At 57.3% G+C, this 25,099-nt stretch carries 24 protein-coding genes; 10 read left to right on the plus strand and 14 right to left on the minus strand.

The features are described 5' to 3' along the window. Positions 1-66: 66 nt before the first annotated feature. The 12 genes from argT to E2F51_RS22730 all read right to left on the minus strand — a co-directional run bounded on the left by argT (position 67) and on the right by E2F51_RS22730 (position 11,876). Positions 67-849 (minus strand): lysine/arginine/ornithine ABC transporter substrate-binding protein ArgT, encoded by a 783-nt coding sequence (argT, locus tag E2F51_RS22675; RefSeq protein WP_013203119.1) that lies wholly within the window; start codon positions 847-849, stop codon positions 67-69. Positions 850-1,133: 284 nt separating this feature from the next. Next, complete coding sequence (locus E2F51_RS22680) at positions 1,134-1,703, minus strand: UbiX family flavin prenyltransferase (RefSeq protein WP_013203120.1); 570 nt, start codon at positions 1,701-1,703, stop codon at positions 1,134-1,136. A gap of 109 nt (positions 1,704-1,812) precedes the next feature. Continuing rightward, the gene (purF, locus tag E2F51_RS22685) at positions 1,813-3,330 is read right to left on the minus strand and encodes an amidophosphoribosyltransferase (RefSeq protein ID WP_013203121.1); all 1,518 of its coding nucleotides are present in this window, start codon (positions 3,328-3,330) and stop codon (positions 1,813-1,815) included. 36 nt (positions 3,331-3,366) lie between these two features. Beyond that, positions 3,367-3,852 carry a colicin V production protein gene (gene cvpA / locus E2F51_RS22690; protein WP_013203122.1) on the minus strand — a complete coding sequence of 162 codons (486 nt, stop codon included), beginning with the start codon at positions 3,850-3,852 and terminating at the stop codon, positions 3,367-3,369. Positions 3,853-4,143: 291 nt separating this feature from the next. Then, positions 4,144-4,872: a cell division protein DedD gene (gene dedD, locus E2F51_RS22695; RefSeq protein WP_134824634.1), complete on the minus strand. Its 729-nt coding sequence runs from the start codon at positions 4,870-4,872 to the stop codon at positions 4,144-4,146. Then, a complete protein-coding gene (gene folC / locus E2F51_RS22700) occupies positions 4,862-6,124 on the minus strand; it encodes a bifunctional tetrahydrofolate synthase/dihydrofolate synthase (RefSeq protein WP_134824635.1) in 1,263 nt (420 codons plus the stop codon). The genes dedD and folC overlap by 11 nt, the downstream gene beginning before the upstream one ends. A 64-nt stretch (positions 6,125-6,188) precedes the next feature. After that, positions 6,189-7,106, minus strand: a complete 918-nt coding sequence (gene accD / locus E2F51_RS22705; RefSeq protein WP_013203125.1) for an acetyl-CoA carboxylase, carboxyltransferase subunit beta — start codon at positions 7,104-7,106, stop codon at positions 6,189-6,191. Between the two features lie 146 nt (positions 7,107-7,252). After that, positions 7,253-7,915 carry a DedA family protein gene (locus E2F51_RS22710; protein WP_013203126.1) on the minus strand — a complete coding sequence of 221 codons (663 nt, stop codon included), beginning with the start codon at positions 7,913-7,915 and terminating at the stop codon, positions 7,253-7,255. Between the two features lie 30 nt (positions 7,916-7,945). After that, positions 7,946-8,761: a tRNA pseudouridine(38-40) synthase TruA gene (gene truA / locus E2F51_RS22715; RefSeq protein WP_013203127.1), complete on the minus strand. Its 816-nt coding sequence runs from the start codon at positions 8,759-8,761 to the stop codon at positions 7,946-7,948. After that, a complete protein-coding gene (locus E2F51_RS22720) occupies positions 8,761-9,771 on the minus strand; it encodes an aspartate-semialdehyde dehydrogenase (protein WP_053144321.1) in 1,011 nt (336 codons plus the stop codon). Before E2F51_RS22720 ends, truA begins: the two co-directional genes overlap by 1 nt. Before the next feature lie 89 nt (positions 9,772-9,860). Beyond that, complete coding sequence (pdxB, locus tag E2F51_RS22725; RefSeq protein WP_134824636.1) at positions 9,861-10,997, minus strand: 4-phosphoerythronate dehydrogenase PdxB; 1,137 nt, start codon at positions 10,995-10,997, stop codon at positions 9,861-9,863. A gap of 78 nt (positions 10,998-11,075) precedes the next feature. Then, positions 11,076-11,876 (minus strand): helix-turn-helix domain-containing protein, encoded by an 801-nt coding sequence (locus tag E2F51_RS22730; protein WP_013203130.1) that lies wholly within the window; start codon positions 11,874-11,876, stop codon positions 11,076-11,078. Positions 11,877-11,975: 99 nt separating this feature from the next. Here E2F51_RS22730 and E2F51_RS22735 point away from each other — a divergent pair, with 99 nt between their 5' ends. After that, positions 11,976-12,890 (plus strand): DMT family transporter, encoded by a 915-nt coding sequence (locus E2F51_RS22735; RefSeq protein WP_134824637.1) that lies wholly within the window; start codon positions 11,976-11,978, stop codon positions 12,888-12,890. Between the two features lie 204 nt (positions 12,891-13,094). Further along, positions 13,095-14,132 (plus strand): flagella biosynthesis regulator Flk, encoded by a 1,038-nt coding sequence (gene flk, locus E2F51_RS22740; RefSeq protein ID WP_013203132.1) that lies wholly within the window; start codon positions 13,095-13,097, stop codon positions 14,130-14,132. 3 nt (positions 14,133-14,135) lie between these two features. On the opposite strand, the gene E2F51_RS22745 is transcribed toward flk, so the two are convergent. Next, positions 14,136-14,585: a rhodanese-like domain-containing protein gene (locus E2F51_RS22745; RefSeq protein ID WP_013203133.1), complete on the minus strand. Its 450-nt coding sequence runs from the start codon at positions 14,583-14,585 to the stop codon at positions 14,136-14,138. An 88-nt stretch (positions 14,586-14,673) separates the two neighbouring features. Between E2F51_RS22745 and E2F51_RS22750 the strand changes: the two genes are divergently transcribed. Further along, entirely contained in the window at positions 14,674-16,107 is a 1,434-nt protein-coding gene (locus E2F51_RS22750) for a PLP-dependent aminotransferase family protein (protein ID WP_134824638.1), read from the plus strand. On the opposite strand, the gene E2F51_RS22755 is transcribed toward E2F51_RS22750, so the two are convergent. After that, complete coding sequence (locus tag E2F51_RS22755; RefSeq protein WP_134824639.1) at positions 16,101-17,276, minus strand: MFS transporter; 1,176 nt, start codon at positions 17,274-17,276, stop codon at positions 16,101-16,103. The genes E2F51_RS22750 and E2F51_RS22755 overlap by 7 nt on opposite strands. Positions 17,277-17,906: 630 nt before the next feature. Here E2F51_RS22755 and E2F51_RS22760 point away from each other — a divergent pair. The 7 genes from E2F51_RS22760 to E2F51_RS22790 all read left to right on the plus strand — a co-directional run bounded on the left by E2F51_RS22760 (position 17,907) and on the right by E2F51_RS22790 (position 25,097). Continuing rightward, complete coding sequence (locus E2F51_RS22760; protein WP_013203136.1) at positions 17,907-18,893, plus strand: autoinducer 2 ABC transporter substrate-binding protein; 987 nt, start codon at positions 17,907-17,909, stop codon at positions 18,891-18,893. Between the two features lie 78 nt (positions 18,894-18,971). Next, positions 18,972-20,465 carry a sugar ABC transporter ATP-binding protein gene (locus tag E2F51_RS22765; RefSeq protein WP_134824640.1) on the plus strand — a complete coding sequence of 498 codons (1,494 nt, stop codon included), beginning with the start codon at positions 18,972-18,974 and terminating at the stop codon, positions 20,463-20,465. Continuing rightward, the gene (locus E2F51_RS22770; protein WP_134824641.1) at positions 20,458-21,444 is read left to right on the plus strand and encodes an ABC transporter permease; all 987 of its coding nucleotides are present in this window, start codon (positions 20,458-20,460) and stop codon (positions 21,442-21,444) included. Before E2F51_RS22765 ends, E2F51_RS22770 begins: the two co-directional genes overlap by 8 nt. Before the next feature lies 1 nt (position 21,445). Continuing rightward, positions 21,446-22,399: an ABC transporter permease gene (locus E2F51_RS22775; RefSeq protein ID WP_013203139.1), complete on the plus strand. Its 954-nt coding sequence runs from the start codon at positions 21,446-21,448 to the stop codon at positions 22,397-22,399. A 15-nt stretch (positions 22,400-22,414) separates the two neighbouring features. Then, positions 22,415-24,049: an FGGY-family carbohydrate kinase gene (locus E2F51_RS22780; RefSeq protein ID WP_134824642.1), complete on the plus strand. Its 1,635-nt coding sequence runs from the start codon at positions 22,415-22,417 to the stop codon at positions 24,047-24,049. Continuing rightward, a complete protein-coding gene (locus E2F51_RS22785) occupies positions 24,049-24,654 on the plus strand; it encodes an SIS domain-containing protein (RefSeq protein ID WP_134824643.1) in 606 nt (201 codons plus the stop codon). The genes E2F51_RS22780 and E2F51_RS22785 overlap by 1 nt, the downstream gene beginning before the upstream one ends. Before the next feature lie 71 nt (positions 24,655-24,725). Continuing rightward, positions 24,726-25,097, plus strand: coding sequence for an MmcQ/YjbR family DNA-binding protein (locus tag E2F51_RS22790; protein ID WP_134824644.1), 372 nt, complete (start codon positions 24,726-24,728; stop codon positions 25,095-25,097). Positions 25,098-25,099: the final 2 nt, after the last annotated feature.

Here is a 25,099-nt window from a genome sequence, read left to right on the forward strand (position 1 = left end):
TCCGCCTGTGGCGTACAAAACAGGGGCCGCAGTCTACCGACTGTCGGCCCCCATGACAGGTTTTACTTAACCGCCGTACACGTCAAAGTCGAAATATTTTTTCGCTAATTTATCGTAGGTTCCATCTTTACGCATGGAATCGAACGCTTTATCGATCGCAGCTTTCAGGTCGGCATCATCTTTACGCATGCCCATCCCGGTACCCACACCGAAGATTTTCTCGTCTTTTACTGCCGGACCTGCAAAGGCAAAGCCCTTACCGGCAGGCTGCTTCAGGAAGCCTTCGCTGGCGGCAACTTCATCCTGGAAGGCGGCATCGATACGTCCCGCGGTCAGATCCTGATACACCAGGTCCTGGTTCGCGTAAGGGGTAACGGTGATGCCTTTTGGACGCCAGTTTTCGTTGGCGTACGTTTCCTGCGTGGTGCCCTGCAGCAGACCGATGGTTTTGCCTTTCAGCGAATCCAGCGTCGGCATGATTTTCGAGCCTTTCGGCGCGATCAGACGGGCGTTAGCTGCGTACAGTTTTTCCGAGAAAGCGATTTCCATCTGACGCTTTTCGGTAATTGAGAGCGAGGAGATGATGGCATCAATTTTTTTCGCTTTCAGAGAGGGGATCAAAGCATCGAAATCACTTTCCACGTAGGTACATTTGGTCTCCATACGCTTACAGATCTCATTCGCTAGATCGATATCGAAGCCAACCAGTTGCCCCTGAGCGTTTTTAGACTCAAACGGAGCATAGGTCGGATCGGTGCCGATGCGCAGCGTTTTCGGCGCAGCAGCAAAAGCGCTGCTTGCGCTGGAGAGAGCCAGCAGCAGAGAAAGAGCCAGGACCTGCTTTTTCATAGATTACCCTCGAAGATGATTTTTTATTATGTCAGTCGTGATGTTGTTAGCGCAGTTGGAACAGTTGTCTTTTGCAGATTTCATGCCAGTTTTGTGCTGCCCTGCCCCATTGCTGCGCAATCAGCGCGTTTCGCCTGTTGGCGGCGTAAACGCCTTGATTGTGGGGAAATATATAACAGGTTTGTACATTCGAGGTGGTAACAATGTTGCATTTTGGTGCACTCAATGCACGAAATGCGATTCAGCACCAATTAAAGCACCATGATGGTGCATAGCAGGCCGCTTTATGCACCCTGCCAGCGCGTAAACAGATCTTTATCGAGCGTGATCTCGAACTGGTCGAGCACGCGATTGACGGTCTGATCGACGATATCCATGATGCTTTCAGGACGATGATAGAAGGCGGGGACCGGCGGCATAATGATCGCGCCAAGTTCGGCGGCGGTGGTCATCATCCGCAAATGGCCGACATGCAGTGGGGTTTCACGCACGCACAGCACCAGCCGGCGGCGCTCTTTTAACACCACATCGGCGGCGCGGGTCAGCAGACCATCGGAGTAGCTGTGCACAATGCCCGAGAGGGTTTTCATTGAGCATGGCAGAATGGCCATACCGTCGGTTTTATAGGAACCGGATGAGATGCTGGCGGCAATGTCGCGCACGTCATGGACCACATCGGCCATCGCCTGCACGTCACGTACCGAATAATCACTTTCCAGTGCCAGCGTCTGGCGTGCAGCCGCGCTCATCACCAGATGGGTTTCCACCCCGCTGACCTGCTGCAAAATCTGCAGCGCACGGACGCCATAAATGACGCCGCTGGCACCTGAGATGCCAATAATAAGTCGTTTCATAAATATCCTGCGGGGGTAGCTAAAGACTGAAGTATGCCATCTGCGACGCTAAAATAGAAATGGGCCGGAATCTCTTCCGGCCCATCTGACCTGCCACACCACTCAGGGATTAACCTTCGTTGTGCATTTCCAGGTTTTCCACTTCGTTAACGCGCGCCATCGCTTTGGCATCATCGTTACGCAGCGACTGGAGGTACTCCAGATATTGCTGATCGACATCTTTGGTCACGTAGATCCCGTTGAACACCGAGCACTCGAACTGCGCGATATCCGGGTTTTCTTCTTTGACCGCTTCGATCAGATCGTCCAGGTCCTGGAAGATCAGGCCATCAGCCCCAATCAGCTGGCGGATCTCTTCCACTTCACGGCCATGGGCAATCAGCTCCGTTGCGCTCGGCATATCAATGCCGTACACGTTCGGGAAACGGATTTCCGGTGCTGCGGAAGCCAGATAGACTTTCTTCGCACCCGCTTCACGGGCCATCTCGATGATCTGCTCACAGGTGGTGCCGCGAACAATGGAGTCATCGACCAGCAGCACGTTTTTACCACGGAACTCAGCACGGTTCGCGTTCAGCTTGCGGCGAACCGCGCTGCGGCGCTGGTGCTGACCCGGCATGATAAAAGTACGGCCGACGTAGCGGTTTTTCACAAACCCCTGACGGTATGGCTTGTCCAGAATGCGGGCCATCTCAAGCGCGATATCGCAGGAGGTTTCCGGGATTGGGATGACCACGTCAATGTCCAGGTCTTCCCACTCACGGGCGATTTTCTCACCCAGCTTGGTGCCCATGCGAACGCGGGCGCTGTAGACGGAAATTTTGTCCAGGAACGAGTCCGGGCGGGCAAAATAGACGTACTCAAACAGGCACGGATTGCATTTCGGATTCTCTGCACACTGACGCGTGAACAGCTGACCTTTCTCGGTGACGTAAACCGCTTCGCCCGGCGCAACATCACGCAGGAATTCGAAGCCGAGCGTATCCAGCGCCACGCTTTCAGAGGCAACCATATACTCATGGCGACCGTCTTTCATGCCACGCTTGCCAATCACCAACGGACGGATGCCGTTAGGATCGCGGAACGCAACCATGCCATGGCCGATGATCATCGACACGCAGGCATACGCGCCACGAACGTGCTGATGAACCGCTGCCACAGCGGCAAAAATGTTGTCTGCTTCCAGCGGGAAGTGCTGAAAACGATCCAGCTCCTGAGCAAAGATATTGAGCAGGATTTCAGAATCTGATGTGGTGTTAACGTGACGACGTCCGCTTTCGAACAGCTGCTTACGCAGTTCGTGCGCGTTGGTCAGGTTACCGTTGTGCGCAAGCGTAATGCCGTAAGGCGAGTTCACGTAGAAAGGCTGCGCTTCGGAAGCACTGGAGCTTCCCGCAGTTGGGTAACGGACGTGACCGATGCCCATATTGCCTTGCATACGCTGCATATGGCGGGCTTCAAATACATCGCTAACCAGGCCGTTTGCTTTACGCAGGCGGAAGCAATTCAATGCATCAATGGTTACGATGCCTGCGGCATCCTGCCCACGGTGCTGGAGCACCGTTAACGCGTCATAAATCGACTGGTTGACCGGCATAAATCCGGCGATCCCGACAATACCGCACATGTGGTTATTTCCTCATAAGCCGCAACCCAGGTTCTATTACCGGGGCAAAAAACTCGACGTGCTTTTCAGGTAGTCAAAAAACCACCTGATGATGTAACTGAACTGGGGAACCAGCTGAGACTGTTGCCAGTCCGGACTTTTGGAAAATCCAGTGAATGTATCGAGGAAAAACAGAATGGCTGAGACTATCAGCACGCCACGTAATGCCCCGAAACAGACTCCCAACACTCTGTCGGTACCCGACAGGCCGGTTTTTTCAACCAGCGACCCAATAACGAAGTTGACGATAGCCCCGACTAACAGCGTGGCAACGAACAACACCGCAATGGCGATCCCATTTCGAACCAGTTCGTCTTCAAAACCGGTGAACCAGACCGCGAGGAAGGAGTAGTAATGACTGGCGACAAAAAATGCGCAACCCCAGGTGACGAGTGATAATGCTTCCCGAACGAACCCACGGATCAGGCTGACAAGAGCCGAAAAACTAATAACCGCAATAATGACGTAATCTATCCAGACCATGAACTCTTCCAGCGACTGTGCCCCTGCATCCAGTTCGGGGCGAATTCTAACAGAAAAAGAAAACGTTTGCGTAGGGTTTTCCTTTGCCAGTTTAATTAAAACAATTTGCTAAAAAAACCAGCAATCATGCGCGCTGGCGGCTATCCGACCTTGCCGGACAGCCCGGTACTGCAATCTTTTGATTTGCATCGGGTAAGCCGCCTAAAAGGCGGTTTTACCCGAGTGAAGCGCCATGCCGAAAACGGCCGTTGGCAAGGCGCAGACTCTTACAGTAATAGCGCCAGGCTAACGTTAGCGAGCACTGTACGGTTTCACCACGCCGCCCAATCCTGAGATGCCTTTCAGCTCTGAGATTGATGCCTGCATTTTCGCTTTCGACGCGTCCGGCCCGACATAAATACGGGTGATTTCGCCCTGAACCGGCGTGGAAGGCACGGTAAAGGCGCGATAACCGGAAAGACGCAGCTGGGCGACAACCTGGTTCACCTTGCTGGCATTCTTCAGTGCGCCGAGCTGGACGACGTAAGCCTGACCGGTTGGTGCGCTCTCCGGCTCGGCGGCCTGAGGTGCAGGCTCTGGCTTCGGCTCTGGCTTCGGTTCGGCCTTCGGCTGCGCTTTCGGTTTCTCAACCGTTTTTTCAACCGGCTTCGGCTTCGGTTTTTCCACCGGCTTCGGCTGCTGTACCGGCTTAGACTCGACCATCGGCGGCGGGGAAATCACGCTGGGCTTATTGACGGATTTTGGCGCGGTTGAGCCACTTTCAGCCTGCGAGGTATTGCCCGGCGTTTTGCCTTCCACCGCCGTGGCTGCACCTTCCGGCGGCTGCGAAGGTAAAGACTGCGTTACCGGAGGAACCAGATCGTTCTCCTGCTGGTCGCCCGGTTTAGGCACCAGCGGGATCGCGGCAAACTCTTCTTTATAGTGCTTCTTCTTGCCGTCGAGCAGGCCTGGCAGAATGATGACACCCAGTGCAACTATTATGACGGTCCCGACTAAACGGTTCTGAAACTTACTGGCCACTGCCGTTCTCCGTTTCCCTCGTTTCCATAACCTGTGCCACGGTGTGGAACGATCCGCACACCAGCACAATATCCTGCGCTTCAGCCTGTTGCAGCGCCTGGCGATAAGCATCGGCCACGCTGGCAAAGGTCTGCGCTGTCGGCAAATGGGCCTTCAGCTGTTCAGCGCTGGCACCGCGCGGGCCGTCCAGCGGCGCGCAATACCAGTAATCCACTTCAGGTTGCAGACAGGCCAGCGTACCGGCAATGTCTTTGTCATGCAGCATACCGACCACCGCGTGAACCTTGCCGCTTTTTGGCAGTTCACTGAGTCGACCCGCCAGATAGCTGGCCGCATGCGGATTGTGCGCCACGTCCAAAATCACCCTCGGTGACTCGGCGACCGTCTGAAAACGGCCGGGCAGAATTGCCTTGTCCAGCCATTGGTAGATGATTGCATCATCCACCTGTAGCGAGGAACAGCGCAGCGCAGCCAGCGCGGTGGCAGCATTAGGCATCGGCACCTGCGGCAGAGGCAGTGCGCTTAGCGTGCCCTGCGCATCGGTAAACGACCAGCTGCCCTCTTCCACGGTGTAAGACCAGTCACGGCCCCGCTTCAGCAGCTGCGCGCCAAGGTTATCGGCCACTTCCGCGATGGTGTACGGCATATCAGGTTCACCGACCACCGCAGGTTTACCGCCACGGAACACGCCGGCTTTCTCGCGACCAATACTTTCACGATCCGGACCCAGCCAGTCGGTATGATCCAGCGCGATACTGGTCACCACCGCGACATCGGCATCGACGATATTGGTGGCATCCAGTCGACCGCCCAACCCAACTTCGAGGATCACCACATCCAGCTTAGCGCGTTTAAACAGCCACAAAGCGGAGAGCGTCCCGAATTCAAAGTAGGTCAGTGAAGTGTCGCCCCGTCCGGCGTCGATATCCGCAAACGACGCGGTGTGATCGGCTTCGGGCAGCTCTTCGCCCTGAATGCGTACCCGTTCGGTATAGCGCAGCAGATGCGGGGAGCTGAACACGCCGACGCGATAGCCTGCGGCCATCAGCAGCGTTTCAAGGGTTCGACAGGTGGTGCCTTTGCCGTTGGTCCCGGCGACGGTGAAAACCACGGGAGCAGGCGTTAACAGGTCGAGCGACGTAGCCACGCGATGGACGCGTGTCAGCCCGAGTTCGATAGCTTGAGTATGGAGATTCTCAAGATAATGAAGCCACGTGACCAAAGGTGACGTGGCTTGAGGAAGATTATCCATTTGTCCCGTTCACAACGTTACGGTTCATTGGTAAAAGGGGCTGTGCGCCCCTTTCAATCGTTGATCAGGCCTCATGGCCCTGCGACGCGTCTTCGTCCTGGACCGCTTCTTTATGCGTATCTTCCACTGGCGCAGGGATATTCATCATCTTCGCCAGAATGCTGGCCAGCTTGAAGCGCATCACCGGACGGCGCACGATCATATCGATAGCGCCCTTCTCGATCAGGAACTCACTGCGCTGGAAGCCTGGTGGCAGTTTCTCACGCACGGTCTGTTCGATAACGCGTGGACCGGCAAAGCCGATCAGCGCTTTAGGTTCAGCAATGTTCAAATCGCCCAGCATCGCGAAGCTGGCAGACACGCCACCCATGGTTGGGTCAGTCAGTACCGAAATATACGGCAGACCGCGTTCCTGCATCTTCGCCAGCGCGGCGCTGGTTTTTGCCATCTGCATCAGCGACATCAGCGCTTCCTGCATACGGGCACCGCCGGAAGCGGAGAAGCAGATCATCGGGCAGTTGTCTTCCAGAGCCTGTTCAACCGCACGAACGAAACGCGCGCCAACAACAGAACCCATTGAGCCGCCCATAAAGGAGAACTCAAACGCAGCAGCCACGACCGGCATGCCGTGCAACGTCCCTTTCATCACGATCAGCGCGTCTTTTTCGTTGGTCTCTTTCTGAGCCGCAACCAGACGATCTTTATATTTCTTGGAGTCTTTGAACTTGAGCAGATCTTTCGGCTCGAGTTCGCTGCCCAGCTCTGTCATTGAGCCTTCGTCCAGCACGCTGTGCAGGCGGTCGCGACCATGCATGCGCATGTGGTGATCGCATTTCGGGCAAACTTCCAGATTACGTTCCAGCTCGGCGCGGTACAGGACCTGGCCGCAGCTGTCGCATTTGGTCCAGACGCCTTCAGGAATACTGGCTTTACGCGATGGAGTGGTGGTGCTTTTATTGAGAATTCGTTCAATCCAGCTCATTGATGACCTTTCTGTTTGAACCTGGTGAAACCAGTTTTCTTTTTTCCACGCCGCAGGCAGCGCAGACCATAATGTCGCTCATTAAACCATAACCGCCCGATGCTGTGGATAAAAATCTGGTATCCGGGCGGCAGTTTAGCGATGTATTACTGCGATTTTTGCTGCTTTGCTGCCCGACGGTGACGCCAGACTTCAATCACACCCGGCAGAATCGACAGGACGATTATTGCCACGATCAGCAGCTTCAGATTCTCCTGCACAACCGGCAAATCACCAAACAGGTAACCCGCGTAGGAGAATAGCAGCACCCAAAGCAACCCGCCCGAGATGTTATACAGGGCAAAGTGGCGATAGGACATTTTTCCCATACCGGCGACAAACGGCGCAAATGTCCGGACGATCGGCACGAAGCGCGCAAGAATAATCGTTTTCCCGCCGTGACGCTCGTAAAATTGATGGGTTTTATCGAGGTGGCTGCGACGGAAGATTTTCGAGTTCGGGTTACTGAACAATTTATCGCCAAACAACCGGCCAATGGTGTAGTTCACCGCATCGCCGACGATAGCCGCCACGGCCATCAGCGCCACCATCACATGGATATTCAGATCGTTGGTCGGTAACGCCGCCAGCGCACCGGCGACAAACAGCAGCGAATCCCCAGGCAGGAATGGGGTCACCACCAGTCCGGTTTCACAGAACAGGATCAGGAACAAAATGGCATACACCCACATGCCGTACTGCGCCACCAGCTCCGCCAGATGGACATCAATATGCAGGATAAAGTCGACTACAAAACGAATCAGTTCCATACACCTTTCCTTAATTCGTAAGGCTTAAAATTAATCCTCGAGGAACAATGGTCCCATCGGCGGACGTGGTAATTCAAAATGGTCAGGATAATCGACTGACACCAGGTACAGTCCTTCGGCCCGGGCAGTCGCCGCCGCCAGCGTGCGATCTTTCGCTGCCAACAGCTCTGCTATCCAGCTTTCCTGCTGATTACCACAGCCTACTTCCATCAGGCTTCCGACAATATTGCGCACCATATGGTGGACAAAGGCGTTGGCTTTAATGTCCACAATCACGTAAGCGCCAAAGCGGCTGACGTTCAGGTGGAACACTCTGCGCCACGGCGTGCGGGACTGACACTGCACGGCGCGGAATGAGGTGAAATCATTTTCGCCTAACAGGCTCTGCCCGGCTCGCTGCATCCTTTCCACATCCAGAGGATGGTAAAAGTGCGTCACGCCGCCATGCAGAATGGCCGGACGTAAACGGCGGTTATAGATGACGTAACGGTACCGGCGTGCAGTGGCGCTGAAGCGGGCATGAAAATCGTCGCTGACCGGTTTTACCCAGCGCACCGCGATATCATCGGGCAAATTTGCATTCACCCCCAGCGTCCAGGCGGCATCTTTACGCAGCGAGGTGGTTTCAAAATGCACCACCTGGCCGGTGCCATGCACGCCCGCATCGGTGCGGCCGGCACAAAACACGCTGACCGGATGGTCTGCCACTTTCGACAGTGCCTTTTCCAGCTTTTCCTGCACGCTGCGGACTTCCTGCTGCCGCTGCCAGCCATAATAGTGGCTGCCGTCATATTCAATGCCGAGCGCCAGCTTATGCGTTTGCTCCGGCAAGGCTGCTTCTGACATCAGTACATATACTCCTGAACCAGTTTCTCGGCCGTTTTCACCGCCATCAAGGCGCCGCCGAAACGGACGTTGTCAGACACTGACCAGAACTGCAGCATTTCCGGCACGCCGTAATCGTTACGCACGCAGCCGATGCTCAGGTGATCGTTGCCGGAGGCATCGCCAACCTGAGTCGGGTAATCCGTTTCGTCAGACAGCGCGATATCTTCCGCCTGAAGCAGCACTTCGCGCGCCTCTTCCGCTGACATCGGACGCAGGTTTTCCAGATGGATAATCTGCGCGTTACCGTAGAACACCGGTGCCTGTACGGTAGAAACCGAGACCGGCAACCCTTCGTCCTGCAGCACTTTGCGCACCTGATCCACCAGGCGACGCTCCTGCACCACGCTACCTTCCGCATCCGGCAGTAACGGCAACATGTTAAAGGCCAGTTGACGATCGAAGAAACCGGCTTCGACCGGCAGACCGTTCAGCAGACGGGCACTTTCACTGGCCAGGGAATCGACCGCGGCTTTGCCGTGTGCCGAGGCGGCAATCAGGCTGGTGACCTGAATGCGGCTTAAACCCGCCTGATCGACCAGCGGTTTGATGGCGCACAGCAGTTGGCTGGTCACGCTGTCCGCAACGCTGATGATATTGCGATTGCGGTAATCGCCGAGTACCTGCGGATTGACATCGGGCACCACCAGCGGCACATCCGGCTCCAGGGCGAACAGGTCGCTGCTGTCAATCACCAGGCAGCCCGAGTTGGCCGCTTCTTCCGCATAGGTTGCGGAAGCTTCGCGTCCGGCGACAAAGAACGCCAGCTGCACCTGCGACCAGTCAAAATCTTTCGCATCCGTCACCAGCACGGATTTGCCATCAAAACGCAGGGTTTCGCCCGCGCTGCGTTCGCTGGCCAGCAAATGCAGTTCACCAACCGGGAACTGGCGTTCCGCCAGCAGTTCCAGTAAAGCTCGCCCTACTGCGCCTGTAGCGCCCAATAGCGCAATGTTCCAGCCGTCAGACATGTTGGTTAACTCCAGAAATGAAACAAAAAGAGAAGGCGGTGTTCACACCGCCCGCAGAACAAGACTATGAACTAAGGCTTATCCTAACCTTAGGTTGCCGGCTGAAAAACGGCGTTGAATCCGAGTTTTTTCAGCAACGCCGCGACCGGCTCCACGTCGCACTGCACCTGCAGTGACGACCATTCGCGACGTTCCAGATAATTCTTACGCAGGCGATCAAATTCGCCTGGGATTGCGGCCACGGCTCGCAGCGGCGCATCATCGCGGCGCACATCATACACCAGATGCACCAGTCTTTTTAGCGTTGGCTGATCCAGCTCGCCATGCAGGGTGATCTGGCCAAACTCAGGCGCCGGCAACAGCGTGTCCAGCGCCACCTGCTGGGGCTTGCCGAGGAACGCCGTCCAGGCTTCAAATACCTGCGTGGTGCCGCGCGCCTTGCCTTCCAGCGTATAGCCAGCAATGTGCGCTGTGGCGATGTCCACTTTAGCCAGCAGCGGCAGAGACAGCTCGGGTTCCGGCTCCCAGACATCAAGGATCACGCTCAGATCGTCACGCTGTTCCAGCACCTTCAGCAGCGCGGTGTTATCAACAACCGGGCCACGACAGGCGTTGATCAGGATGGTGCCCGGCTTCAGTGCCTTCAGCAGCGCTTCGTCAGCAAGGTGCAGCGTTTTATAGTCACCCTGCTTATACAGCGGCGTATGGAAAGTCAGGATATCGGCGTCGGCCACCAGCGTGGAGAGCGGCAGAAACTCGCCGTCATCACCGCGATCGGCACGCGGCGGATCGCACAGCAGGGTTTTGATCCCTAACGCCTCAAGGCGAGCCTGCAAACGGCCACCCACGTTACCCACGCCGACGATACCGACCGTGCGGTCCTTCAGCAGGAAGCCGTCACGCTCCGCCAACAACAGCAGAGAAGAAAACACGTATTCCACCACGGCAATCGCATTGCAGCCAGGCGCGGCAGAGAAGGCAATGCCCTGCTCCTGCAGAAACGCCTCATCAATATGATCCGTACCGGCGGTGGCGGTACCGACAAATTTCACCGGTTTGCCGCTCAGCAGTTCCGCGTTCACTTTGGTGACGGAACGCACCATCAAACCATCCGCATCGTCCAGCTCGGCCTGCGGCACCGGACGGCCCGGCACGGCAACCACGGTTCCGGTGCGGCTGAACAGCTCGCGGGCGTAAGGCATATTTTCATCAACGAGGATTTTCACTATCGTGTTCCTGCTTGGGTCGGGTGGGGCAATATTCTGCCATAAACCCGCGGGCCGGATAACCCTCAGGTGCGGTGATTAGGATGTTGTCCGTTTACAAGGCCGTAATGCGTGGCGATAGCGCTCCGGCGTGGTGCCAGACTGCTGCTGAAACATGACAATCAATGCCGAGGCGGAGTTGTACCCCAGATCCAGTGCCGTCTCCTGCACGGTTTTGCCCTGTTCCAACAGCGAGATGGCATGCAGAAAGCGCAGACGTTGCCGCCATTCGCTAAACGACATCCCCAGCTGTGCCTGGCAGCGCCGCGACAGCGTGCGCTCGGTGGTGAACACGCGCGTCGCCCACTGCGCCAGCGTGGTGTTATCCGCCGGATCCTGTTCTAACGCCAGCAATACCGGCGACAGGATTTTATCGTCGGAGGTCGGCAGATAACTCTCCTGCTCTTCTGCCAGCTTGAGCTGATCCAACAGTACCCCGCACAGTCGCCGATCTTCCTCACTGGCAGGCACCGAGACGGCGCGCTGCGCGAAGTCCTCCATGATCGCCTTAACGATCGGATTGACGTTCAGCAGGCAGGCGCTGGTGGGCAGGCCCGCGCAGAATTCCGCCGCCACGTTAAAGGTGTAGAAAAAGGCCTGTTTCGGATTAAAGCTGGTGTGTTCGACCCCTGGCGGGATCCAGATCGGGATCGCAGTGGGCGTCAGCAGGCGCTGTCCCGCCACCTGCATTTGTAGCACGTTGCTCTGGACAAAAATAACCTGTCCCCAGACGTGCGTATGCGGCAAATATTCGGTATTGGCGTTGGCATGCTCATAACGAAAGAAGTAGTGCAGACTGCTGGCATCCACCGGGGCGGTGTAGGTAATTTGCGCGATCATTCTGTCCGGTCAGTAACGGTTATTGTCCGATATTCACTATCTGTCTTTAATGCGACAAGCGTACACTGTTTCCTCTGGCTTCCCAACCTGGTTTTATCGATGAATTTTCTGTTTCCCCTGCTGGCCGTGCTGATCTGGTCAGTGAACGCTATCGTCAGCAAAGTGTCCGCCGGCGCGATCGATCCTGCGGCGATTTCCTTCTATCGCTGGCTGCTGGCGTTGCTGACCCTGACGCCCTTTGTGCTGCCTTCCCTCTGGCGTAACCGACAGCAGATCCTCAAGGTGTGGTGGAAACTGTTGGTCCTCGGCCTGCTGGGCATGGTGCTGTATCAGAGCCTGGCCTATTACGCCGCGCACAGCGTGACCGCGCTGTTTATGGGCATCCTCAATGCGCTGATCCCGCTGTTAACGGTGTTAATCAGCATTGTGCTGCTGCGGGTGGCGCCGACGGTGGGCATCGTTATCGGCAGCCTGCTGTCGTTTGGCGGTCTGGTGTGGTTGGTCAGCCAGGGGCATCCGCAACAGCTGCTGTCGCACGGCATGGGCCAGGGCGAACTGATGATGTTCGCCGCCTCAACATCCTATGCGCTGTACGGCGTGCTGACCAAACGCTGGGCGATCCCACTGCCCAACTGGCAGAGTCTGTATGTGCAGATTGTGTTTGGCGTGCTGATGCTGTTACCGAACTTCCTGATGGCGAAGGACGTTTCGCTTAACCTGCACAACATTCCGCTGGTGCTGTTTGCCGGTCTGTTCGCCTCAATCCTCGCCCCGTTCCTGTGGATCCACGGCGTGATGCGGATGGGTGCCAACACCGCGACCATCTTTATGAATCTGGCGCCGATTTTTACCGCCATTATCGCCGTGCTGTTCCTGCATGAGCAGCTGCACAGCTATCACTATATCGGCGGTGGCATCACCCTACTGGGCGTGATCCTGGCACAGCGTCTTCGCACCCCGTTACGGGTGAAGAAAACCGCAACGGTCGACCCCGTTTTACCCAGGGCTGAATGAGCGGGTAATCCCCCGAAACCTGACCGTCGCTGAGTGAATCATTAAGGCCGGAGATTTCCGGCCTTTTCTTTCTCTTGTGCCGATAAATTATTTCCCGCTGCCATGCCCTCGCCACTACCTATCACCGGGCGGGATTGTTATCATAGCCAATCATACTTTCTCCGGCGTGCCCCGGATGTTGACCTTTCAGTGAAGGATTTTGTCATGCAACCTCTTAGCGGCCCCGGTGCGCCGATCCCCGGCGACCGGACGACGGTCGATGCCAAACCTGGCACCACCCGCCCAGGCCCGGGAGATCAACCCTTATCACCCGCACAGCGCACCACGCTGGAAAGGCTGATCGTCAAAATCATGTCGCTGAGTTCGCTGAAGTCGCCTGAACTGTGGGCCGGAATGCGCCACGAAGTGGGAGTGAAAAACGATGCGGGTTTGCTGTCGCGCCATTTTCCGGCAGCGGAGCAGTTTCTCAATACGCGCCTGTCGCAGGTACAGAACACCCATGCGACCCGCCAGCTGTTCCAGCAGTTGACCGATCTGCTGCCGCAGGGTAATAACCGCCAGGCGGTCAGTGACTTTATCCGCCAGCAGTTTGGCCACACGGTGCTCAGCTCGCTGAACCCTGACCAGCTGCGCCAGGTGCTGACCATGTTGCAGAACGGCCAGATGGCCATTCCTCAACCGCAGCAGAGTCGCGTGTCCGATCGCACCCTGCTTCCGGCTGAGCATCACACCCTCAATCAGCAGATTTCCCGTCTGGCTGCCGCCACCGGCGAACAGCCGGTCAAGCTGTGGGCGTCGGCGATGAAGATGGTGAATTTGCACAGCGGCGATCCCATCCCGTCACGCCTGTATCCGCTGCTGACGCAATACCTGCAGGCGAGCCAGACGCTGAGCCAGCATCCGGCCCCGACCTTACCGATGCTGTTAGCCTCGCTAAAAGTGCCGCCGGACCATGCCGAGCAACGCCTGCTGGAAGATGCCAGCCAGCAACGTTTCCAGCAGCCACCGCTGGCGGTGCTGACCACCTCGCAGGCGCAGGATCTGATGAACCTGCTGTTTGCCCGACGTGCGGAACGCCTGCGCGAACAGCTGCTGCCGGACAGCGAAATCAACCCTCAGCCGATTGTCGCTCCGCTGTCTGGCAACCTGCCGCCCGTGCTGCAGCCGCTGGTCAATCGTCCGGTCTTCACCGCCTTTGCGGTGCTGGTGCTGATTGTTTTCCTGATGTGGATTTTCCTCTAGGCCTTAGCAGCCACAATCTTCAGGCATTGTCTGCGCAGGCCATTCGCCTGCGGCTTCTCCCTGCGTGACCGGATGCCGGTCACGCAGCCAGAAATCCAGCCCGCCGATTAACTCTTTCACCCGAAATCCCGCCGCCGCCAGCTTCCAGGCCCCCTTGGTCGATCCGTTACAGCCAATGCCATCACAATAGGTGACGTACACCTTGTCGCTGTTCAGCTGTGACAAGGTTTCCGCCGTCATCGTGCGGTGTGGAAAGCTGACTGCACCGCAGATATGTCCGGCCTGATACTGCTCAGCGGAGCGCGTATCCAGCACCACGATGTCGCTGATACCGCGCGCTAAATCCTGCGCCACATCCCAGGCATCGGCGTAATACGCCAGCTTATCCCTGAGCCACGCCTCGCTTGTCGCTGCTGAGGGTGGCGGAAACTGTAAAACGGCTGATTGAGACATGCTAACTCCTGAGCATTGGGTGAACGCTGATGATACGATGAATGGGCCTTAGCGATAGTACCCATTCAGAGGAGAGGATAAGACCATTATGCCGCACGCCACGGTTGCCATTATTCAGCTGTTCGACTCGCTACAGGCCCAGTCCAAACGGGAAAAGCTCTGCACCACCTTGCGCCAGCTGATCCGCAGCGGCATGTTGACCAGTGGCGAGCGCCTGCCTTCCTCACGGCTGCTGGCCAGTGATTTGGCGCTGTCCAGAATCACGGTCGAGGCGGCTTACGCGCAGCTTGAAAGTGAAGGCTATCTGCAACGCCAGATTGGAAAAGGCACCTTCGTGGCGGTGAGTCTGGGAGACCATCCGCCACGCAAAAAACCGCCTGAGCCGACGGCGGCCACCCTTTCCGCCCGTGGCAACCGCATCGTGGCCACCGGCGGTTGCCAGGATCCGCTGTTTCCGCAGGCGTTTGCCGCCGGTTCCCCTGACCTGCACGCCTTTCCGCATGCCATCTGGCGCAGGCTGGTGGGTCAGCGCCTGCGGCACGCGCCGGAAGAGATGATGCGCTATGGTCATCCGCAGGGTTTGCCGCTGCTGCAGCACGCGGTGGCCCGCTACCTTGCACAGTCACGCGGCGTGCGCTGCGAACCGGAGCAGGTGATGATCCTCACCAGCTCCCAGCAGGCGCTGCAAATGCTGGCGCTGCTATTGTGCGATGCGGGTGATACCGTCTGGCTTGAGGAGCCCGGCTACAGCGGTGCCCGCAATGCTTTTATCAGCGCCGGCGCCAACGTCATCCCGATGCCGCTGGATGAAGAAGGAGCAACCATACCCGATAAAAAAGCCGCCAGGCTGGTGTATCTGACCCCTTCCCATCAGTATCCCACCGGCGTGGCGATGACGCTCCAGCGCCGCCTGCAGTGGCTGGCTTTGGCCCGCCGCGAAGGCTGCTGGTTGCTGGAAGACGATTACGACAGTGAATTTTATTACCAGGATCAGCCGATGCCCGCGCTACAAGGGCTGGATGACAGCAATCGGGTGCTGTATCTCGGCACGTTCTCTAAAGTGCTGTTCCCTTCACTGCGGCTGGCGTATCTGGTGGTGCCGCCTTCGCTGGTTGATCCGCTGTCTAAGCTGCGCAGCGTGATGGACGGTCACAGTGCCCAACTGATGCAGGCCGTCACCGCCGATTTTATCAATAACGGCCATTTTCAGGCGCACCTGCGGCTGATGCGCAAGCTCTACGCCAGCCGCAGAGCATTATTACTGGAGCAATTAGCCAGCAAGCTGGGCGATAACCTGGTGCCGCTAAGCCACAGCAGCGGACTGCAGCTGGCGGTGACGCTGCCGAAAGGCGGAGAAGCGCGACTGACTGAGGAGGCGTTGCAACGGGGGATAATCCTGCCGCGCCTGTCGCCGTTATATTCCGCAGACGCGCAGCAGGAAGGATGGATATTAGGCTTCTCTGCCCTGCAACGGGCAGAGATTATTCAGGCGGTAGAGAAACTGGCGAAGCTGCGTTACTGATTGCGGGCAAAATTGAGCGTCACGGCGATACCCAACAGGGCGCAGACAGCGCCGGCCAGATACACCGAGCCGTAGCCCATCGAGGTGGCCAGCAGACCGGTTAACGGGCCGCTGGCACCGTAGGCGATATCCTGAAAGGCTGAGAATCCTCCCAGCGCCGTGCCGCGCACCTGTGGCGCAACGCGCTTAACCACTTCCACGCCCAGTGAAGGGAACACCAGCGAGCAGCCGCTACCGGTCAGCGCCGCACCCAGCAACGCCATCCACGCCGAGGTGGATAAGCCCAGCACCAGCAGGCCAACCGCTTCCACCGTCAGTGAAATCAGCGCCACTTTCAAACCGCCAAGGCGGTCCGGCATCCAGCCAAACAAAATGCGTACCAGCACAAACGAAAGGCCAAATGCGGTCAGGGCAAAACCGGCATTCCCCCACTGCTGGCTGGCGAAATAGAGCGAGGTGAAGGTGCCGATCACCGCAAAGCCCACGCCCTGCAACGCCAGCCCAAAACCTGGAGAGAGGATCTGACCCACCACCGTCCACAACGAAGGACGCTCGCCGCCGTGGGTGGGCACCGGCTTGACCCAAACATTAAACAGCAGCGCGACAACGGGCAGGATCATTGTGGCAATGCCCATCGCCATAAAGCCCCATTTGTCATGCAGCATCAGGCCCAACGGCGCGCCGGCCGCCAGCGCACCATAGATGGCCATGCCATTCCATGACATCACCTGGCCGGAACGTTTCGGGCCAACCAGCCCCATTCCCCAGGTCAGGTTGCCGGTCAGCAGCTGGCTTTCTCCAAAGCCCAGCAGTAAACGCCCTACCACCAGCAGCGCAAACTTACCCATCACCGGCAACGGCAGCACCGCCGCCAGCACATACGCCAGTCCGACCAGCGTACAGGCGAGCATACCCTGTAACACCGAACGTTTGGCACCGCGCTGATCCGCCAGCCTGCCGGCATAGCCGCGCGTCAGTAAGGTCGCAAAAAACTGAATACCGACCGCGACCCCGACCATCACGTTATTCAGTCCCAGCTCCTGATGCACGAACAGCGGGATCACCGGCAAGGCGAGGCCAGCAGTCAGATAGGTGAGGAAAACGGCAAAAGAGATGCTCGCCAGCGAGGTCGTAGGCTTGGCTGAGCGTTCAGAAAGTGTTGTCGACATGGTTGTCCTTGTTTTACGTAAGGGCTCGCCGGTTCAGACGCGCCCAAAAGTGCCATTGCCGTAGCAATGCCAGGGGCGCGTTGTTTGACGTTAGACGCTTACGCAACATCGTGGCGACGTTGAGGGGAGTAATCTTGAGTGGAAAGTGTGGAGGAAAGTCCGCCAACCGTCAACGTTTGTAAACGGGACGACTGTAAGCGAATTACGTCGGAAATTACCGGAAAATTGGGCCAATCTTGGGCTTGTTTGCCCTTCAACTGCGAAGAAACTCACACTTCCTGCATATCAAATGCGCACGGGCGTCAACAAGTGGCCATTTTTAAACCAGGTCATCAGCGCTGCCAGCAAATTGTTAATGGAAAGATACAAAAACACCTAAAATTAACAAAATAAAAACATTATTTTGATGCATTAATCCAATATTTATAATTTATTAACAATTATTTAACTTAGTTTACCCTCAATTTTAACTAAAAAAGTCAGCGATCACACTTCCCTCAGCTGGCTGCCAGAGTCCTGAAATTTGCTTGCTATCGTGCTCCGGTGGCTAACGCCCTATCTGACCACTATAAGCTCGCGCCTGGCGGGTAACTAAAGCGGAGAGTCCGCGCCCTACAATAAGGTATTGCTATGAAATTCAACGTCGCATTACTCAATGCATGTGTGGTTTCTGCCTGCATGCTGTTTACAACACCCTCCTTCTCAGCTGAAAAACATGATATCGCCGTGGTGGCGAAAGTCACCGGCATTCCCTGGTTTACCCGCATGGAAGTGGGCGTGAAAGAAGCCGCCACCAAGCTTGACGTCAATGCCTATCAGGTCGGCGGTTCAACGCCCGATCCGGCGCAGCAGGTGAAGGTGATTGAAGATCTGATCGCCAAAAAAGTCGATGCCATTATCGTGGTGCCAAACGATGCCAAGGTGCTGGAGCCGGTGCTGAAGAAGGCCCGCGATCAGGGCATCGTGGTGTTGACCCATGAATCCCCGGATCAGCCGATTGGTCAGTGGGATGTGGAAACCATCGACAGCCAGAAATATGCCGAAAAGAACATGGATGAGCTGGCCAGCGCGATGGGCGGCAAAGGCGGTTACGCGATTTATGTCGGATCGCTGACCGTGCCGCTGCATAACGCCTGGGCTGACGCCGCCATCAAATACCAGAAACAGAAATACCCGGATATGCATGAAGTCACTTCCCGCCTGCCCGTGGCGGAAAGTATTGATAAATCCTACGCCACCACCCTCGACCTGATGCGCACCTACCCTGACCTGAAAGGGATCATCGGCTTTGGCTCGCTTGGCCCGATTGGTGCCGGTCAGGCAGTGAAAAGTAAACGGGCGAAAAACAAAATTGCCGTAGTGGGTATCGCGATGCCAGCGCAGGCCGCGCCGTACCTGGCGTCTGGCGACATCAAGAAAGCGCTGCTGTGGGACCCGAAAGATGCCGGCTTTGCACTGGTGAGTCTGGCCGACCAGATTCTGGATGGCAAACAGGTCACGCCTGACCTGACCATCGATGGCCTCGGTAAAGCCGATGTGGATATGAAAACCCATGTGATCCGCTTTAACCGCATTCTGGAAGTGACCAAAGATAACGCCAAAACGCTCGGATTCTGATGGCTGGGCCCGGCCGGTCACATCGGTGACCGGCAAGCGGGCCGCCTGCGGCTACAGTCCCTACGGTGAGTAAATTCTATGTCGCAAACCTTTCTCTCTCTCGACCATATCAGCAAATCCTTTCCTGGCGTCCAGGCGCTGGATAACATCAGCCTGACGCTGAATAAAGGCGAAGTCCACTGCCTGGCCGGACAAAACGGCTGCGGGAAAAGCACGCTGATTAAAGTGATTTCCGGGGTGTATCAACCCGATAAAGGCTCGCACATTGGCATCAATGGCAAGCTGTTCAACCATCTCAGCCCTTCCCTGTCGGCCTTTTACGGCGTACAGGTGATTTATCAGGATCTGTCGCTGTTTCCCAATCTGACGGTGGCAGAGAATATCGCCGTGCATCGCTATCTGCCCGGCGGTGGCTTCTGGGTAAAAAGAGCGGCAATGCGCAAACTGGCGGTCGATACCCTGCAACGCATTGGCGTGACGCTCGATCCGGACCGCAAAGTCGAAAAGCTGTCGATAGCCGATCGCCAGCTGGTGGCCATCTGTCGCGCGCTGGCCGCGGATGCCAGCCTGGTGATCATGGATGAACCCACCGCTTCCCTGACCCGACATGAAGTCAATGGCCTGCTGCGGGTGGTCAACGAGCTGAAAGCCGCCGGGATTTGCGTGGTGTTTGTCAGCCATAAGCTGGATGAAGTCATGGAAGTGGCGGACCGCATCAGCGTGATGCGCGACGGCAAACTGGTGGGAACCTTCCCGGCCAGCGAGCTGAACAGCGACGAGCTGGCGTTCCTGATGACCGGGCAACGCTTTGCCTTCAGCCATCTGCCTGAACGGGCCGATAAAAGCGAAACGCCCCTGCTGGAAGTGCGCAACCTGTCGCGCAAAGGCCAGTATCAGTCAATCAATCTGAGCCTGCGCCGGGGTGAGATTACCTCAATTGTTGGCCTGCTCGGGGCCGGACGCACCGAGCTGTGCCTGTCCCTGTTTGGCATGACTCAGCCGGACAGCGGTGAAATCAGCGTTGAGGGCCAGCCGGTCAGCCTGCGCAGCAACCGGGATGCGATCCGCCACGGCATTGCCTATGTTTCCGAAGATCGGCAGACCCAGGGGCTGGTGATGCAGCAGTCTATTTTCGACAACATGCTGGTGCCGATTTTTAACCGGCTGCATAACCGTGCCGGGCTGATGGACCAGAAAAAGGCCCGTCATCAGGTCGCCACCTTGATCCGCGAACTGAACATCAAGGTGTCGGACAGCCAGCTGCCGGTGCAAACCCTGTCCGGCGGCAATGCGCAGCGCGTGGCCATCGCCAAATGGGTGGCGACCCATCCGAAAGTGCTGATCCTTGACTCGCCCACGGTCGGCGTCGATATCGCCAATAAAGAAGGGATCTACCGGATTGCCCGCGATCTTGCCGAATCCGGCATGGCCGTGTTGATGATTTGCGATGAGATCCCGGAAGCGTATTACAACAGCCATCGCGTACTGGTGATGCGGAAAGGCGAACTGGTCGCCAGTTTTGCGCCGCACCAGTGCCAGGAAGACGAGATTGCCGGGGTGGTCAATGAATAACAAATTACGACATCTGATCGGCCACCATGAGTTCTGGCTGGGGATGCTGATCCTGCTGCTGGCCGCGGGCCTCAGCCTGCGCTCCAGCGAGTTTTTAACGCTCGGTAACCTGACCGATGTCGCCACCAGCTATGCCATCCTCGGTATTCTGGCCTGCGGACTGTTTGTGGTGCTGATCGCCGGCGGGATCGACATTTCCTTCCCGGCGATGACCGCGATTGCGCAGTACGCGATGGCCAGTACCCTGCTGGCGCACGGCGGCAACTTCGTGACGATCTTCGCGATTGCCATGGGCTGCGGGCTGCTGCTGGGGCTGATCAATGGCGCGCTGGTCTACTTCTTACGCGTTCCGGCGATCATTATCACTATCGCCACGCTCAACCTGTTCTATGGCCTGCTGGTGTGGTTTACCGATGGCACCTGGCTGTACGGTTTCCCCGAGTGGTTTATGAACGGCATCAACTGGTTCTCTTTCACGGCCGCCGATGGCTATGAATACGGGCTGACGCTGCCGCTCTTCTGCCTGCTGGCGGTGTTTGTGCTGACCGGCGTGCTGATGCGCTATACCCGGCTGGGACGGCAGATTTATGCGATGGGCGGCAACCGCGAATCCGCTTCCCGGTTGGGCATGAACCTGCTGACGCTGCACTTTTACGTCTACGGCTATATGGGACTGCTGGCCGGTGTTGCCGCCATCGTTCAGGCGCAGACCACCCAGTCAGTCGCGCCCAATTCGCTGGTCGGCTATGAACTCACGGTGCTGGCCGCCGTGGTTCTCGGCGGCACCAGCATGACCGGCGGCCGTGGCTCATTATTCGGCACGCTGCTGGGGGTGCTGCTGCTGGCCTTCCTGCAAAATGGCCTGACGCTGCTCGCCGTCTCCTCTTACTGGCATATGGTGTTTAGCGGGCTGATTATTCTGGTCAGCATCAGCGCCACCGCGTGGAATGAAAAACGCAAACTGGCGAAGGGGATGTGAAATGAACGCCATAATCAAAATCCTTCCGGGCGACCGGATTATTCGCCTGCAGCTGCTGATGATTGTCATTGTGCTGGCGCTGTTCTCGCTGACGCTGGGTGGACGGTTCTTCAGCGCGGGCAACTTCCAGTCGATTGCCACCCAACTGCCCGTTTTAGGCTTACTGGCGCTGGGCATGGGGCTGACCATGCTGACCGGCGGCATCAACCTGTCGATTATCGCCAGCGCCAACGCCTGTTCCCTGCTGATGGGCGCGATCATCGTTGCCCATCCCGGTCAGCCACTGTTTCTGCTGCTGGCGCTCATCGCCGGTGCGCTGCTGGCGGTGCTGATCGGCACGCTGAATGGTCTGCTGATCGCGGTGATTGGGGTGTCGCCGATTCTGGCCACCCTCGGCACCATGACGCTGATCGCCGGGTTGAATATCCTGCTCTCCAACGGCGCGGTGATTTCCGGCTTCCCACCGCTGATTCAGTTCCTCGGCAATGGCGAGGTGTTTGGCGTGCCTTTTGCCCTGCTGCTGTTCCTGCTGGTGGCCTTTGCGCTATGGGTTCTGCTGGAACAGACCACGCTGGGCCGCAGCATTTATCTGTTGGGATCTAACGAACAGGCCACCCGCTTCAGCGGCATCAACACCGCGCGGGTGCAAATCACGGTGTATATCTTCTCTGCCCTGCTGAGCTGGGGCGCGGCGCTGCTGATGATGTCGATGTTCAACTCGGCGAAGGCAGGCTACGGCGAGTCCTGGCTGCTGGTGACCATTCTGGCCTCGGTGCTGGGTGGGGTAAATCCCGACGGCGGGTTTGGCCGGGTGATTGGCATGGTGCTGGCGCTGATCGTCTTACAAATGCTGGAAAGCGGGCTCAATCTGCTGGGCGTAAGCAGCTATCTGACGATGGCGCTCTGGGGCGGTGTGCTTATCCTGTTTATTGCGTTACAGAATCGCAGAACCTGACGGTCGAGGCTAACAATGACAAGTTATTATCTGGGTGTGGATGTAGGGACCGGCAGCGCACGTGCGGGAATTTTCGACCTTAAGGGCCGGATGATGGGCCAGGCCAGCCGGGAAATTGCGCTGTTTCGCCCGCAGGCCGATTTTGTCGAGCAGTCGTCAGACAATATCTGGCAGGCGGTGTGCCAGGCGGTGCGCGATGCCGTCAATCAAAGCAACATCAATCCGGTACAGATTAAAGGCATCGGCTTTGATGCCACCTGTTCACTGGTGGTGCTGGATAAAGAAGGCAAACCGCTGACGGTCAGTCCGTCGGGCCGCAGCGAGCAAAATATTATCGTGTGGATGGATCACCGCGCCATTTCGCAGGCCGAGCGTATTAACGCCACCCAGCACCGGGTGCTGGACTATGTTGGTGGGGTGATCTCACCCGAAATGCAGACGCCAAAGCTGCTGTGGCTGAAACAGCATATGCCCAACAGCTGGCAGAACATCGGCCATGTATTTGACCTGCCCGACTTCCTCACCTGGCGGGCCACCCAGGATGAAACGCGTTCGTTGTGCTCGCTGGTGTGCAAATGGACTTATATGGGTCATGAGAACCGCTGGGATGAGAGCTATTTCCGCCAGATTGGGCTGGAAGATTTGCTCGAGCATGACGCGGCGAAAATTGGCCGCGATGTAAAAACCATGGGTGAACCGTTGGGGCACGGCCTGACGCAGCGAGCCGCCAGCGAAATGGGCCTGCTGCCCGGCACGGCGGTGAGCGTGTCGATCATTGATGCCCATGCGGGCAGCCTCGGCACGCTGGGTGCGGCGGGCGCGTCCGGGGAACATGCTGACTTTGACCGGCGCATCGCGCTGATAGGCGGCACCTCCACCGGCCATATGGCCATTTCGAAAGAGCCGCGCTTTATTAAAGGCGTCTGGGGCCCCTACTTCTCAGCCATTCTGCCCGACTTATGGCTGAACGAAGGCGGCCAGTCGGCCACCGGCGCGCTGATTGACCATATGATCCAGTCTCACCCCTGCTATGCCACGCTGCGCGATCAGGGAAAGGCGCAGGGCAAAACCATCTATGAAGTCCTAAACGATCTGCTGCGCAAAATGGCCGGCGAGCCCGAAAAGATTGCCTTTCTGACCCGCGATATCCATATGCTGCCCTATTTTCACGGTAACCGCTCACCGCGCGCGAACCCGAATCTGACCGGCATCCTCACCGGGCTGAAACTCTCGCGCACGCCGGAAGATATGGCGCTGCACTACCTGGCGACCATTCAGGCGATTGCGCTGGGAGCCCGCCATATCATCGAAACCATGAACCAGACCGGCTACAGCATCGATACCATTATGGCCAGCGGCGGCGGCACCAAAAACCCGATCTTCGTGCAGGAACATGCCAACGCCACCGGCTGTGCAATGCTGCTACCGGAAGAGAGTGAAGCGATGCTGTTGGGCAGCGCAATGATGGGCACCGTGGCCGCCGGGGTGTATGAATCCCTGCCGGAAGCGATGAATGCCATGAGCCGTATCGGCAAAACCGTCACGCCGCAAACCAATGAGATCAAACATTACTACGATCGCAAATACCAGGTATTCCGCGAGATGTATCACGACCATATGAAGTATCGCCAGATGATGCAGGAGGCCTGATGGAGCACATCGACGCCTGGTCACAGGCCACCTGTGGCTGGCAGACCTATCGCGATGCGCTAGCCACGCTGGAAAGCCGGCTCGACCGTCAGCAGTGGCTGGCGGTACTCAACACGCTGGCCCGTTGCGAGGGGAAAATTGCGGTCACCGGGATTGGCACCTCGGGCATTGCCGCCAGAAAGATCGCCCATATGCTTTCCTGCGTAGAGCGTCCCGCCACCTGGCTTAGCGCTGCCGATGCGGCGCACGGTGATATCGGTTTTCTGCGCGCCAGCGACGTGCTGATTATGCTGTCGCGCGGCGGCAATTCCGATGAGTTAACCCGCTTATTGCCGACGGTAAAAAGCAAAGGCTGCACGCTGGTAAGCGTCACTGAAAACGCCGGATCGGCGATTGCTCAGGCAGCCGATCGGCTGTTGCTGATGCCTGAAACTCAGGAAATTGATCCGCTGAATATGCTGGCCACCACCTCGATTATCAGCGTGCTGGCGGTGTTTGACGCGATGATAGCGGTGTTAATGACGCAAAGTGGCTACAGCCGGGAAACGCTGCTGGCGGTTCATCCTGCGGGAAATGTTGGCAAGGTGCTGCGGGAGAAAGAATAAAATCGGGGGTGAGCCGGAGGGTGCGGTTATGCTAGCCTGCTGGACAGAAATCCCCGCGATGGAGCCATACAATGGACGGAAAACAGATTCATCAGCTGGCGGCCGACGTCGCCCGGACCCTGCCTTCAGCCGAGCTTTGCTACCCGTTTGGCCCCGAATATGAGGTGTTTAAGGTGCGCGGCAAGATGTTCGCTTTACTGGCACAGGTTCGCGGCGAGCGGATTGTGAATCTGAAATGCGATCCCGAAAACGCACTGCTACAACGGGCGATCTACGACAGCATTCATGCGGCTTACCATATGAATAAACGTCACTGGATCTCGATTTATCCCGGCGAACAAATTAGTGAAGGCCTGGTACGGCAGCTGGTAGAGGAATCTTACGATTTGGTGGTTGCCGGCTTGCCGAAGCGATTGCGGCCGATGGAACAGAGAGAACGCTGAAG

The sequence above is a fragment of the Erwinia sp. QL-Z3 genome (assembly GCF_004551645.1).
Classification (GTDB): Bacteria; Pseudomonadota; Gammaproteobacteria; order Enterobacterales; family Enterobacteriaceae; genus Erwinia; species Erwinia billingiae.